Below are 12,537 nucleotides of genomic sequence, written 5' to 3' on the forward strand. Positions count from 1 at the left end.
ACGGGGGCAAGGGCGCCCGGCCGTTGCCCTGAGCGTTGCTTCAGGAGGCAGTCATGCAGGCTGCGCGGGCATACCGGGTATTTCGGGCTTCCCTGGTACCCCACACGAAACCCCATCCTTCGGTGGCGGGACGCCTGGTAGCTGCAAGTATTGCCCTGACCTTGGCCTGTGGGGGGTGCACCTACCCCCTTACACCCGAATCCCTCGCCAGCTCTTCTCCCGCATCACAAGCGGCATTCCCTGAATCTGCCGCTGTGGATTACTTCGCGCATGAAATGCTCAGCCGGGGCGCGCCGGCCGTAGTGGTCCAGATCAAAGTCCGGGGACGCGAGTGGTCCCAAGCCTACGGAACCCTGGATGTAGAGACCGGAGAGCCGGTTGCCGTGACTGACCGGATCCAGGCAGGCGGCATCACCCAATCCATGGTGGCGGTCTCGGTGCTCAAGCTGGTGCAGGAAGGCAAGCTTGGCCTTGACGACTCCGTCACGGACTACTTCCCGGAGTTCGAAAAACTGGTCCATCCCCCGGGCCCTATTACAGTCCGTTCCCTGCTGAACCACAGTTCCGGCCTGCCTGATGCACCGGAAGCCATCCTGCAGGCCATGACTCCCAAGCAGGCCATCGACACAGGGTTCAGCACCGAGGACTACCTCCGGATGGCCGGAACCGTGCCGTGGGAACACGCAAACTTCCAGCCGTTCCGCTATTCCGACGCCAGCTACTACGCCCTGGCCGGGATGCTGGAGAAACTCCGCGGCCGTCCGATCGGCGAAATCCTGAATTCAGACATCTTTGTCCCCCTTGGAATGAGCCACACTTCACTGGCAGGTCCGGACCGGGATGCGCGTGACATGATCCAGAGCTACGAATTCATCGACGGCGAGCGCATCAACGCCTCGCAGCCCGAGTACCTGGTCGGTTCCCCGGCCGAGGGGGTCATCTCCACAGTGGGCGACATCAACACGTTCTATGCGGGACTCATGCAGGGCCGGCTCTTCGCTGCGGGCACACTCGGGGAAATGCAGACCATTTGGCAGCTGAACTACGGACTCGGCCTGCAACGCTGGAATGACGAATGCACCAACGGTTTCTATTACGGCCACGGTGGCAGCACTTGGTTTGCCACCATTGCGCTGACAACCACCGACGGGACCCGCCAAATAGCCATGAGCCTCGCCTATCCATCCGATACGAACAGGCACATCGAATCCATGGACGGCAACGGTCAGCCGGAGTTCGAGCATCTCCGGGATCTGGCCATCACCACCATGAACGGGCTGTGCTGAGTACCCGAACTCAGGAATCAGTCAGGCTCCCCCTGTGCGGGCTCCTGGTCCGTGGGCGTCCACGTGAGCTTGACCGTGGCTCCGCCGTTGTTCTCGTCGATCCTCAAGCTCAGTTCCTCACCGTAGAGGAACTCGTGTTCAAAATGCCGTCCATCAATGCGAGCCGCATCCAGGAGCTTTGTCATCGCCGTTGCCATCGCCCGGCCCCAGTCATGCGGATTCTTGCTGGACGCTTCTTCAAGGGCTGAATAGCTAACCATGAATCAATTGTTCCCTTGTGGGCGGAGTTCTGCCAGACCTGCGGCCGGAAGAGTCCGGTATCAGTCCTCGGTGGGAGTGGTGCGGTTCGAGTGGTAGTCCCGCCAGCTGTGCTCCGGCGAGAAGCCCAGAAGGCGCTTGGCCTTGTCGATGGACAGCATGGTTTCGTGCTCGCCCAGATCCTTGGTCACGTTGACCCCCGGGAAGACCTCGGCGGCGAGGCTGGCGCTTGATCGGCCCATGACCGAGTCGGCAGCCGCGATGATGAACGTTTCGAAGCCGGGCTGGCCGTTTTCCAAAGCCCGTGCCACGGCTTGTGCGCCGTCGCGCCCATCGATATACGCCCAGAGGTTCCATTTGCGGAGTTTGGCATCAGCGTCAAAGGACGGGAAGGCTTCGTAGTCTTCGGGATCCATGACGTTGGAGAACCGCAACGCCACAACGCTCAACTGGGGATCCCAGCGGGTGAGTTCGATGGCCATTTGTTCTTCGAGATGCTTCACCAGGGAATAGGTGCTTTCCGGCCGTGCCGGGTATTCCTCATCCACGGGAATGTAGGGAGGATCGATGTCGAATGGCAGTCCCAGCACTGTCTCGCTGGAGGCGTACACGATCTTCTTGATCCCGGCCCGCCTCGACGCTTGGAAGACGTTGTAGCTCGAAAGCATGTTGTTCTCGAACGTTGCAGCGTCCGGAAGCAGTCCCGGAGCCGGGATGGCGCCGAGGTGGACGATCGCGTCGAAACCATCGTGGCGGTCATCCAGGCCAAGGAGCACGTCCAGGACCTGCCCGTAGTTGCGAAGGTCCACCGTGACAGTTCCGCGTTCCCTCCCGTCTGCCCTGTCCAGGTTCATGAGCTCATGACCATCAGCCCTCAGCCTCCGGACCACGCTCCGGCCCAGTTTCCCGCTTCCTCCGGTCACTGCAATTCTCATGAAGCACTCCTCTGGATGGGTCTCGGTGAGGCGAAAAGGGTGTTGTGCCCCGTCAACTGGCAGGGTTTGCCGGCAGACGAAGTCCGGCTGCGGCCATGTCCGCGGCCAGGACACCCCCGAGCTTGGCATGCCCGGCAGCGTTCAGGTGCACCCCATCCACGAGGTCACTTTCAACGTGATATCTGCTGATCCAATCGCCAACGCTGAAGAACGGCGCTCCGGCCTTGGCCGCGATGGTGCCGAGCAGCGTGTCAACCTGCGTCCGGCGGCCCCCGCCAGCGGCGGCGCCTCTGGCGAGAGTTCCAATCATCACGATCTTCGCTAAGGGATACCGTTTCCTGACGGCCGCGATGAGCCTGTCGGCGTTGACAGTGATTTGCTCATCACTCGCGTTGTGGGATGCGTCGTTGCCTCCGCCTTGGAGCACGATCAGCGGAGGTGCGCCGTAGGGCAGGACCCAGTCTCCGCGCTGAAGTGCGTCGATGTAGTTGCCAGTGGTACTCGTGGCAGCAACGAACCCCGTTCCACCACGGCCTACGGTGTACACCTTGTAACCGATCGAGCCGAGGGCAGTCCGGGGCCACGATCCCTCGGGCTGGGACTGGGAGTCGCCAATGAGGACAGCGGTGTGCCGGACATCGGCGAGGATGATTTCGTTCCGGTTGTTGCTTGGGTTCTTGTACAGGGAACCAACGGGAAGCTTTGACGGATCCTGCCCGGACTCAGGCTTCTTGGCACTTTGGCCTGCGGCCTGCGGGCTCCCGGAGGGCGCGGCCGGCGCCACCGACCGGCTCCCGTCGTCGGACGGAGTTTGCCCGGTGGGTGCCAGGCCGCAGCCCGCGAGGACTATGCCTGCGGCGATCAAGGAGGCCGCGAAGCCGAATATGCGAGGTTTGTGCATCGTCCTGTCCCGAGCTTGCTTTCTTTGATAGTGAACGTGGAAAAGGCGCTGCCAGTGGCCAGTTCTCCCGGCGACGGATTGATCTGGACAGCGTGCCTACGTCGGAGTCTATTGGATCAGGAGAGGGAAGGTCACGGCGACGTGGGAACTACCTTCGGCGGGCGTCCGGTGTGGAAGAATTCCATTGCGTGCCCAGTCCTTCTGGCACCTTGAAAGGAACACCGTGCACCTGCCGGCACCCGAGCCGGGAACACTGCCCGTCCCCGACCCTCGATCCCGGCGGTCGTGGGCCGAAAGACTGCGCTCAGCACAACTCACCCTTGGCTTTGTGGTCCTTTTCTGGGGCCTGGGTGCGCTGACCTCGAGCCTTTCGGCCGGACCGGACGCTCAATTGCGACTCAGCGTTGCAGCAACGCCCCATTCCGTCCCGGATCATTGGTGGGCCATCGGGGCCTCGGCTCTGTGGGCCAGGGACCTGCCGGACTATGTGCTGGGAACTGTCTTGGTATTGCTGCTCGGCGTGCCTCTGGAACGGCGCATGGGACGGCGTGCGTTCGCCATCGCTGCCGTGTCCAGCCAGATTCTGGGCGTTGGCGTTTCCCTTGGATTCCTGGCCGCCGCACAGGGCTTGCTGGGGAGCTGGATTGCGGAGATCGGCAGCCACCTTTTCATGGGTCCGAGTGCCTTCATCATCGGCACGGCCATGGCGGGGACCGCGTCCATGCCAACCCTGTGGAGGCGCCGCACCCGCCTTGCAGGCTTCGCGTTGTTGCTGCTCCTTGCCCTCTACAGCGGAGGCTTTGCGGACCTGGTGAGGCTGGGCGCCGCGGGAGTGGGCACGGTGCTCGGGCCTTTGCTGATGGGCCGACGGCCACGTTTCGGGCGCCCCGTCAGTTCCCGGCACGAAGGCCGCGTGCTGCTCTCCCTGCTCATTGCTGCCTCGGCGATCGGCCCCGTGGTGGCCGGCCTCATCCCCCATGCCGTGGGACCGTTGTCCATCCTGCGCTTCCTGTTTACCAACATCCAGCCCATTGATGCTCAAACGCTCCAGGCCCTCTGCTCGGATCCATCCCAGGCGAAGGACTGTGCTGTCGCCCAACTCCAGTTGCGTGCCGGAGCAGGCGGAATCTTCATGGCCATACTGCCGTCGTTCCTCCTCCTTTTGCTCGCCGATGGCCTTCGCCGTGGACGGCGCTTCGCCTGGGTATGCACAGTGGTCATCCAAGTGGGCCTTTCCGTCCTGGCCGGCATTGCCCTTGCTGGAGTCCTGCAGCTGACGGGCTCGGGCACCGGGGCAAGCGAAGGAATCGCCGCGATCGAAGGATCCGCCTCCTCGCAGCCGTTCACCCTCGCCATCCCGCTTCTTCTGCCTGTCGCACTGACCATCGTCCTGCTCTCCACCCGGAAGCTGTTCCATGTCAAGGCGCCGGATGGAACCTACAGGCGCCTTGTTGTGCGGATTCTTCTCATCGCCGGTGTTCTCAGCGTTGTCTACGTCACCGCGGGGTTCTTCCTCGCCCAGGGCTTCTCTCCTGCTCCAGGCTTGCCGGAACTGCTGGCGGATGTCCCTGACCGTTTCCTTCCGTTGGGCTTCGTGCTGGACGCGCCCCCCGCCTTCTTCCCTGAGAGCACGGCTGCTGTTCTGGTTTACGAGGGGGTCGGCGTCGTGTTTTGGGCGATCACGGGTTTCCTGATATTCAGGACTTTCCTTCACCAGGCCCACAGCCGGCACGATGCCAGTACGGAGCGTGCCCGCAAGGTCATCAAGACGTCGGAAGGCAGCTCGCTGTCCTGGATGACCACCTGGCCGGGAAATATGTACTGGTTCTCGGCTTCAGGAAGGTCGTTTGTCGCGTACCGGGTCAACACGGGGGTTGCGCTCACCCTCGGTGGCCCGGTGGGACCCAAAGCCGAGATGAACGCTGTCTTCGAGGAATTTGCCGACTATTGCAGGGGCAATGGGTGGACACCCTGTTTCTACTCTGTTCCCCAGGATTTGCGGGACCACGCGGACTCCTTCGGCTGGAGTTCTGCCCAAGTAGCCCAGGAAACAGTCCTGCCATTGCACTCGGTCTCCTTCAAAGGAAAGAAATTCCAGGACATCCGCACCGCGCTGAACAACGCCGCGAAGGCGGGTATCCGCTACGAATGGACGAGTTACGCCAAGGCTCCGTTCTCCGTGTTGGTCCAGATCGAGGAGATCTCCGAAGAATGGGTAGCCGACAAGAACATGCCCGAGATGGGCTTCACCCTGGGCAGCCTGGACGAACTCGACGACCCCGACGTGCGCTGCCTCCTTGCGATCGACCGGCGCCACACGGTCCACGCTGTCACGTCCTGGTTGCCCGTGTACCGCAACGGACATATCGTCGGCTGGACCCTGGATTTCATGCGGCGGCGCAGCAACGGCTTCCGCGCGAGCATCGAATTCCTCCTCGCTTCGGCGGCGCTCAGCCTCAAGGATGAGGGATGCGAATTCATCAGCCTCTCCGGAGCGCCGCTCGCCCGGATCGCCGAAGATCCTGAGGAGATGCCACGGCCCAGAGCACGATCCCGGCCTCCCGGGAACCTTGACCGGCTGCTCGATTGGCTGGGGGCAACCTTGGAACCGGTATACGGGTTCAGGTCCCTCCTGGCGTTCAAAGCAAAATTCCGGCCGCGATACGAACCGCTCTACATGCTCTACCCCGACGCCGCTTCCCTGCCAGCCGTGGGAACCGCCGTCGCGCGGGCCTACCTGCCGATGCTCAACCTCGGAGCGGGACTTGCCCTTGCGGGCCGGATCTTCCGCCGGTCCAAACGGTCCGACGAGCCAGCTCGGCGCCCCTGACGAACCTTAGGCGGTCACCTCTGATGACATTACCGAGGAGTCCGACGGCGGAGCCTCACCGATCGGGGCATTGCTGCGATGCGCTTTGCCATGGTGCAGTTGCAAGGCGCTGAGCACCAAGCCGAAATGGCTGAAGGCCTGCGGCATGTTACCCAGCTGGCGGCCCGCCCGCGGATCCCACTCTTCGCTCAGCAGTCCAACATCATTGCTCAAGCCAACAAGGCGTTCGAAGAGCTCGGTGGCCTCCGCTCGGCGTCCGGCGCCCAGCAGGGCGTCGACCATCCAGAAGGAGCACGCAAGAAAGACTCCCTCACGGCCCGGCAGGCCGTCGTCGCTGTCTTCCGGCCGGTAGCGCAGCACAAAGCCGTCCTCGGTCAGCTCGCGCTGGATGGCGTCAATGGTGCCGATCACGCGCGGATCGTCGGGGGGCAGGAAGCCGACCTTGGGAATCAGGAGAAGGCTCGCGTCCAGTTCCTTGCTCCCGTAGGACTGGACGAAGGTGTTGCGTTCGGCGTCGAATCCGCGGGTCATGATTTCGTTGTGGATGGTGTCCCTTAAGGCCTCCCACTGCTCTACCGGACCGGGCAGGCCGGACTCGCGGGCTCCCTTCACCATCCGGTCCGCGGCGACCCAGGCCATCACTTTCGAATGCACAAAATGCCGCCTGGGACCACGCACTTCCCACAGCCCGTTGTCGGGCTGGTCCCAAGAACTCTCCAGATGCCGCATCAACGCCAACTGGAGGTCCCATGATTCATCGCCGTGGGCCATCAATGATGCCCGGGTCAGGGACAAGCAGTCCAGGACTTCTCCCCACACGTCCAGTTGGAGCTGCGCGGCCGCCGCATTCCCGATGCGCACCGGCGTCGAACCTTGATAGCCCGTGAGCCAGGTCAATTCTGTCTCCGGCAGTCTCCGGTGGCCGTGCAAGCTGTACATGATCTGGAGGTCGGCAGGGTCACCGGCCACCGCGCGCAGCAGCCAGTCCCGCCATGCGGTGGCTTCTTCGGTGTAGCCGGCCGCCAGAAAAGCTTGGAGAGTCAACGTGGCATCACGCAGCCAGCAATAGCGGTAGTCCCAGTTCCGCGGCCCGCCGATCTGCTCGGGAAGCGAGGTGGTGGCAGCGGCGACGATGCCTCCAGTGGGCGCATAGGTAAGTGCTTTGAGGGTGATCAGGGAACGCAGAACGGTGCTTCGGTATCGCCCCCGTACGGTGCACCGCTTCGACCATTCCGTCCAGAAGGCTTCAGTGTCCTCCAAAGCGATATCCGCCTCGACCGTTCGTGGACGCCGTTCGTGGCTGGGTGCCCAGGTCAGGACGAACGGGACGTGGTCGCCCGCGTTCACCGTAAACTCGCTGACGGTCTTGAAATCCTCGCCTTTCACAGGCGCCGTGGTCTTGAGGTACACAGAGTCCGGGCCGGCAACCGCGCGGACGCCGTGCCTGTCGCGGCGTACCCATGGCACCACCTGCCCGTAGTCGAACCTCAGGACCAGCTCTCCACGCATCTTGACCGTGCCGCGGATTCCCTGAACCACCCGGACGATATCCGCGACTTCATCACGCGGCGGCATGAAATCGATGACCCGCACATGCCCTTCCTCGGTTTCCCACTCCGTTTCCAGGATGAGCGTCCCCTCCCGGTACTGGCGGCGCGTGCAAATCCCCCCGGATTCGGGGGCCAGGAGCCAGCGCCCCGCCCTGGGAGAATCCAGGAGAGCAGCGAAGCAGGCGGGCGAATCGAAACGTGGAAGACAGAGCCAATCAATCGAACCCGCGGTGCTGACCAGGGCTGCTGTATGCAGGTCCCCGATCATCGCATAGTCTTCGATCCTTTGGCCCTTGTTCGGTTGACCGTTCACAGTCCCTTCCCTAGTGCTGATTCAATGGCGGATATGGCTTTGGCCGTGATGTTTTCCCGTTGGCCGGCACCATCCACGGCGAGTACGATTCCGCGCTCCGAGTACCGCGCAACCACGGCTTGGGTCTCATCGCGATAAAGCTCCAGGCGACGGCGGATCACCGGCGCCGTGTCGTCGCTGCGGCCTTGCTCCTGCGCCCTTCGAAGCATTCGGTCCACCAGTTCGTCGTCGCCGACGGTCAGCGCGACAACCGCATCAAGCTGCTGCTGGTTGCCGGACAAAATGCCATCCAGGGCGTCAATCTGGGACGTCGTGCGGGGGTAGCCGTCCAAGAGGAACCCGGCTCCGACGTCGGTATTGCCGAGCCGCTGCCGGATCATGGCATTGGTGACGTGATCCGGCACGAATTCGCCGCTGTCCATGAATTTGCTGGCTTCGACGCCGAGTGCCGTGTTGCCGCCGACGTGCGCGCGGAAAATGTCTCCGGTGGAAATGGCAGGGATCCCGAAATGCCGGGCGATGTATTCAGCTTGGGTGCCTTTGCCCGAGCCAGGAGGGCCCATGATGATCAATCGCGTCATGTCACTTGTCCGTTCCTGAAGCGGTTTTGCCTGCCCCGGCATTTGGGCTAGAGCTTAGCAACTCCGGAGTGCGCGTGCGGCACGATGCGCCACCGCGCCTCAAGGCGTGCCGTTTTTCCTTGTCGCTTTAGACGGTGGCCGGGTCTGTGTTGGCGCCGCAAAGGATCACTGCCACCCGTTCTCCTTCTGCGGGAACGTAGGCCCCCGAGTTCAACGCTGCGAACGCGGTTGCTGCGCCGTGCTCCACGACTATCCTGTATTGCTCCCACAGCAGCGAGCGCGCGGCGGCGATGTCGTCGTCGGACACCAGAACGGTACGGACGCCCGTGCGGACCGCCACTTCGAAACCGATCCGGCCGATCTGGCGGGCGCCCAGCGAGTCCGCAGCAATCCCGGAGACCGCAACGTCAACCGGAGCCCCGGCGGCGAGCGCAGAGTAGAGGGTGGGCGCGTTGTCCGGCTCAACGCCAACAACCCGCGCACGTCCTTCGACAGCCGTCGCGATTCCCGCCATGAGGCCGCCGCCTCCGACGGCGACCATCACGGTGTCGACGTCGCCTAGCTGTTCGAGGAGTTCCGAGCCGACCGTGCCGGCGCCAGCGGCGATTTCGGCCTGGTCGTATGCATGGCAGTAGACGGCGCCGGTTTCCTCGGCGTACGCCAGTGCGGCTTCAAACGCTTCGGCGTACTCGGTTCCGTGCTGAACCACCGTGGCCCCGCTCGCCTTGAGCTTCTGGACCTTCACGGCAGGGGCGGTTTCAGGAACAAACACGGTTGCCGGCACCCCGAGTTGCCCAGCGGCGTAAGCATTCGCGAGCCCGGCGTTCCCGCCTGAGGCGACGACAATTCCAACATCGTCCTTCAACTCGCCGCGCTCCCGGCTTGCCAAGACGCGGTTGAAAGCGCCTCTCGCCTTGAACGTGCCCGTGTGTTGCATGTATTCGCATTTGAACCACAGCTGCCCGGCCACGGTTCCCGGATCAGCTTCGATGACTGGGGTGCGGCGTACTTTCCCCGCAATCCGGACGGCTGCTTCGTCGACGTCGGCGCGTGTGATCATGGTGAGTCCTCGTTCCGTTTGTGCCACCCAAACTAGCTCGCAGTAGACGTCGTTATGAGGGCTGAAAACGACAACAAATGCGGGGGCCCACGCCGCCAGGGTTCCCTGGCCGAGCTTGCGAGGCGAGGGTGGCGGTGGGGAGTACTTGGGATACTAGCGGGATTCGACGTCGGCCGTTCCCAGCTGCTGCCGGCGCACCTGGCGGTTCCGCAACCAGCGGCGGACAAGATCCACTGCGGCAATGATTCCGGCGAGCGGAGAAAGCACAACGACGCCATAGATGAAGATCATCCACGTCAAGATGGCCAAGGGCGGCTGCCCTCCGCTCAGCCAGGACAACCCGCCAAGCAAGCCGATTGTCCAGAACAAGATCACGCCCACGAGCACCGCTGCCGCGGGAAAATACTCGCTCCTCAAAACAGCCATCAAAGTCTCCACCGGCTGCCCACCTGCCTTCCGCTTCCGCACCCGAACAACTTCAGTATGCATCCGGCAAAACATCGATTCAGGTCAGCACGCGGGCGAAGTGATGAACATAACCACAATGTCCGTGTCGCCACGGATTTTGGCGCCTGGTTGAACGGGTGGAACGGCGGCGTAGTCTTGAAATACTCCCGGTTGATAGCTGGAAACATGGCGTTGAAGAACAACCCAAAGACTGGTGTGGCCGCGACCCTTTGGAGGGTCCTCGGATTCTTTGTGGTGAGTGCCGTTTGTGGCGTACTGGCCGCGGGGTTGGTGGTTCCCGGCGTGGCTTCGGCGGGAATGGCCGTCAGTGGTTCAGTCACTTTCTTCGACAACCTGCCAGGTGATCTGGCGGTAGACCCGCCGTCGCAGTCCACCAGGGTGCTCAGCTCCGACGGAAAGACAATCGCCACCTTCTATGCCGAGAACCGCGTGCGGGTCAGCCTGGACCAGATGTCTCCTTACATCAAGGACGCGATTGTCGCCGTCGAGGACAACCGCTTTTACCAGCATGGCGGCATCGATCCCCAGGGGATTCTCCGGGCAGTAGCGTCCAACCTCACCAAGGGGACCCGGGAGGGCGCATCGACCCTGACGCAGCAGTACGTCACCAACGTGCTCAACGAGTCCCGCCTGGCGGCTGGCCGGAGCGGGGACGTGGTGCTCAGCGGACAGAAGAACCTCGGCGACAAGCTGCGGGAAATGAAACTAGCCGTTGAACTGGAAAAGCGGTTCAGCAAGGACCAAATTCTGGAGGGCTACCTCAACATCGTGTTCTTCAACCGGGACGCGTACGGCATCGAAGCCGCGGCACGGCATTTCTTCAGCGTTTCGGCCAAGGACCTCACCCTCCCCCAGGCTGCCCTTTTGGCGGGCTTGGTCAACAGTCCCGGCTATTATGACCCGTCCATTTACCCGGACAACTCCATCAAGCGACGCAACCAGGTGCTGGGCGACATGCTGGCTCAGGGCAAGATCAAGCAGGCGGCATTCGCGGCCGCCGTCGCAACTCCCATCAAGCTCGCCATCACCCCCGGGAAGCAAGGCTGCGCCGCCGCGGACATAGCTGTGTATTTCTGCGACTACATCTCCCACCTCATCCTCAACGACGCGGCGTACGGTGGCACCGTCGCGGACAGGGAACAGCTCCTCTACCGCGGCGGCTTGACCATCACCACCACGCTGGACAGCCGCTTGCAGGCTGTGGCGCAGGAGCAGGTCGACGCCACGGCAGGCGCCAACCCGGACAAATGGGGCGCTTCCTTGGTCACGGTGCAGCCGGGGACGGGCAAGATCCTGGCAATGGCGCAGAACACCGTGTTCCTGCCCGAACCCGGAAAATTCGATACCCAGCTCAACTTCAACGTTGATTCCATGGACGCCAACGGTAATGACCTGAACGGAGCCGGAGGGTTCCAACCGGGTTCCACCATGAAGCCGTTCACCTTCACGGAGTGGCTCAACGAGGGCAAATCCATGACGACCATCGTGGACGCATCGCGGAGAACCTATCCTCTCGGATTCCCCTGGAAATCCAGCTGCGGAAGGGTGCTGGGCGGCTACAGCACGGCCCAGAAGATCGCCGGACTCGGCACAGCGGACGATCTGCGCAACAACGACGCCGGTTACTACCGCCCGATGCCCGTCAACTACGGGCTTTACAACTCCATCAACACCGCCACCTTCGCCGAAGCTACGCAGCTGGACTTTTGTGGCATCCAGAAAGTAGTGAATGCCGTGGGCCTCCACAGCGGCGTGGACAACTCCCTCGTGAACATGCACCAGCTCGGCAACCTCCTCGGCGGCACCGAAGTTGCCCCGCTTGTGCTCGCCAATGCCTTCGCGACTTTCGCCAACGACGGCAGGTACTGCGCCCCAATCGCTGTTGTGGGCGTGACGGACCCGGCCGGAGCAAGGCTGCCGGCCCAATCCAGCTCCTGCCGGGACGCCGTCAAACCGGAAGTTGCCCGTGGCATCAACTCTGTACTCCAAGACGTCCTCAAGCGTGGCTCCGGGATCTACATCAATCCCAAAGTCCAGGACCTGTTCCCGACCGCAGCAAAAACGGGAACCAGCAACAGCAACGGCTCGACGTGGGTGGTGGGATATACCACGGGACTCGCCACGGCGTCCTTCTTCGGCGACACCCTGGCAGGACAGAGCCGAGCGGGCCAGAACGTGACTATCAACGGCAAGTTCTATACCGCCATCGATGGCTACATGCTGGCCGGACCCCAGTGGGCAAATTACATGACCCGGATCGCCGGGCTCTACCCCGCGGCCGCCTTCCCCGCGCCACCCGCATCGATGACAGGCACGCCGACACCGGCGCCGGGGCAGGTGCCGGCGCCCTAAGGT

10 protein-coding genes are annotated in these 12,537 nt (G+C 62.9%); 3 read left to right on the plus strand and 7 right to left on the minus strand.

What is annotated here, in order from left to right:
• The first annotated feature begins 53 nt into the window (after positions 1-53).
• Entirely contained in the window at positions 54-1,286 is a 1,233-nt protein-coding gene (locus tag ACF0H6_RS08865) for a serine hydrolase domain-containing protein (protein WP_395249273.1), read from the plus strand.
• A 17-nt stretch (positions 1,287-1,303) separates the two neighbouring features.
• On the opposite strand, the gene ACF0H6_RS08870 is transcribed toward ACF0H6_RS08865, so the two are convergent.
• The 3 genes from ACF0H6_RS08870 to ACF0H6_RS08880 are packed head-to-tail and all read right to left on the minus strand — an operon-like array spanning position 1,304 to position 3,380.
• The gene (locus ACF0H6_RS08870; RefSeq protein ID WP_395249274.1) at positions 1,304-1,546 is read right to left on the minus strand and encodes a hypothetical protein; all 243 of its coding nucleotides are present in this window, start codon (positions 1,544-1,546) and stop codon (positions 1,304-1,306) included.
• Between the two features lie 60 nt (positions 1,547-1,606).
• Positions 1,607-2,479 (minus strand): NAD-dependent epimerase/dehydratase family protein, encoded by an 873-nt coding sequence (locus ACF0H6_RS08875; RefSeq protein ID WP_395249275.1) that lies wholly within the window; start codon positions 2,477-2,479, stop codon positions 1,607-1,609.
• A gap of 52 nt (positions 2,480-2,531) precedes the next feature.
• Entirely contained in the window at positions 2,532-3,380 is an 849-nt protein-coding gene (locus ACF0H6_RS08880) for an SGNH/GDSL hydrolase family protein (RefSeq protein ID WP_395249276.1), read from the minus strand.
• Positions 3,381-3,603: 223 nt separating this feature from the next.
• Between ACF0H6_RS08880 and ACF0H6_RS08885 the strand changes: the two genes are divergently transcribed.
• Positions 3,604-6,210: a bifunctional lysylphosphatidylglycerol flippase/synthetase MprF gene (locus tag ACF0H6_RS08885; protein WP_395249277.1), complete on the plus strand. Its 2,607-nt coding sequence runs from the start codon at positions 3,604-3,606 to the stop codon at positions 6,208-6,210.
• 6 nt (positions 6,211-6,216) lie between these two features.
• Here the strand turns inward: ACF0H6_RS08885 and ACF0H6_RS08890 are convergent, their stop codons facing one another.
• From ACF0H6_RS08890 to ACF0H6_RS08905, 4 genes are all read right to left on the minus strand, one after another.
• Positions 6,217-8,028 (minus strand): glycoside hydrolase family 15 protein, encoded by a 1,812-nt coding sequence (locus tag ACF0H6_RS08890; protein WP_395249915.1) that lies wholly within the window; start codon positions 8,026-8,028, stop codon positions 6,217-6,219.
• Positions 8,029-8,069: 41 nt separating this feature from the next.
• Positions 8,070-8,654, minus strand: coding sequence for an adenylate kinase (locus ACF0H6_RS08895; RefSeq protein WP_395249278.1), 585 nt, complete (start codon positions 8,652-8,654; stop codon positions 8,070-8,072).
• A 127-nt stretch (positions 8,655-8,781) separates the two neighbouring features.
• The gene (locus tag ACF0H6_RS08900) at positions 8,782-9,714 is read right to left on the minus strand and encodes a threonine/serine dehydratase (RefSeq protein ID WP_395249279.1); all 933 of its coding nucleotides are present in this window, start codon (positions 9,712-9,714) and stop codon (positions 8,782-8,784) included.
• A gap of 153 nt (positions 9,715-9,867) precedes the next feature.
• Positions 9,868-10,140 (minus strand): hypothetical protein, encoded by a 273-nt coding sequence (locus tag ACF0H6_RS08905; RefSeq protein WP_395249280.1) that lies wholly within the window; start codon positions 10,138-10,140, stop codon positions 9,868-9,870.
• A gap of 207 nt (positions 10,141-10,347) precedes the next feature.
• Between ACF0H6_RS08905 and ACF0H6_RS08910 the strand changes: the two genes are divergently transcribed.
• Positions 10,348-12,534 carry a transglycosylase domain-containing protein gene (locus tag ACF0H6_RS08910; RefSeq protein ID WP_395249281.1) on the plus strand — a complete coding sequence of 729 codons (2,187 nt, stop codon included), beginning with the start codon at positions 10,348-10,350 and terminating at the stop codon, positions 12,532-12,534.
• Positions 12,535-12,537 lie beyond the last annotated feature (3 nt).

It is taken from the genome of Arthrobacter sp. NA-172 (assembly GCF_043952055.1).
In the GTDB taxonomy this organism is placed as follows: domain Bacteria; phylum Actinomycetota; class Actinomycetes; order Actinomycetales; family Micrococcaceae; genus Arthrobacter.

Coding starts and splice junctions, on each gene's coding strand:
- ACF0H6_RS08865 (WP_395249273.1), top strand. CDS start 54: ATGCAGGCTGCGCGGGCATACCGGGTATTTCGGGCTTCCCTGGTACCC.
- ACF0H6_RS08870 (WP_395249274.1), bottom strand. CDS start 1,546: ATGGTTAGCTATTCAGCCCTTGAAGAAGCGTCCAGCAAGAATCCGCAT.
- ACF0H6_RS08875 (WP_395249275.1), bottom strand. CDS start 2,479: ATGAGAATTGCAGTGACCGGAGGAAGCGGGAAACTGGGCCGGAGCGTG.
- ACF0H6_RS08880 (WP_395249276.1), bottom strand. CDS start 3,380: ATGCACAAACCTCGCATATTCGGCTTCGCGGCCTCCTTGATCGCCGCA.
- ACF0H6_RS08890 (WP_395249915.1), bottom strand. CDS start 8,028: ATGATCGGGGACCTGCATACAGCAGCCCTGGTCAGCACCGCGGGTTCG.
- ACF0H6_RS08895 (WP_395249278.1), bottom strand. CDS start 8,654: ATGACGCGATTGATCATCATGGGCCCTCCTGGCTCGGGCAAAGGCACC.
- ACF0H6_RS08900 (WP_395249279.1), bottom strand. CDS start 9,714: ATGATCACACGCGCCGACGTCGACGAAGCAGCCGTCCGGATTGCGGGG.
- ACF0H6_RS08905 (WP_395249280.1), bottom strand. CDS start 10,140: ATGGCTGTTTTGAGGAGCGAGTATTTTCCCGCGGCAGCGGTGCTCGTG.
- ACF0H6_RS08910 (WP_395249281.1), top strand. CDS start 10,348: ATGGCGTTGAAGAACAACCCAAAGACTGGTGTGGCCGCGACCCTTTGG.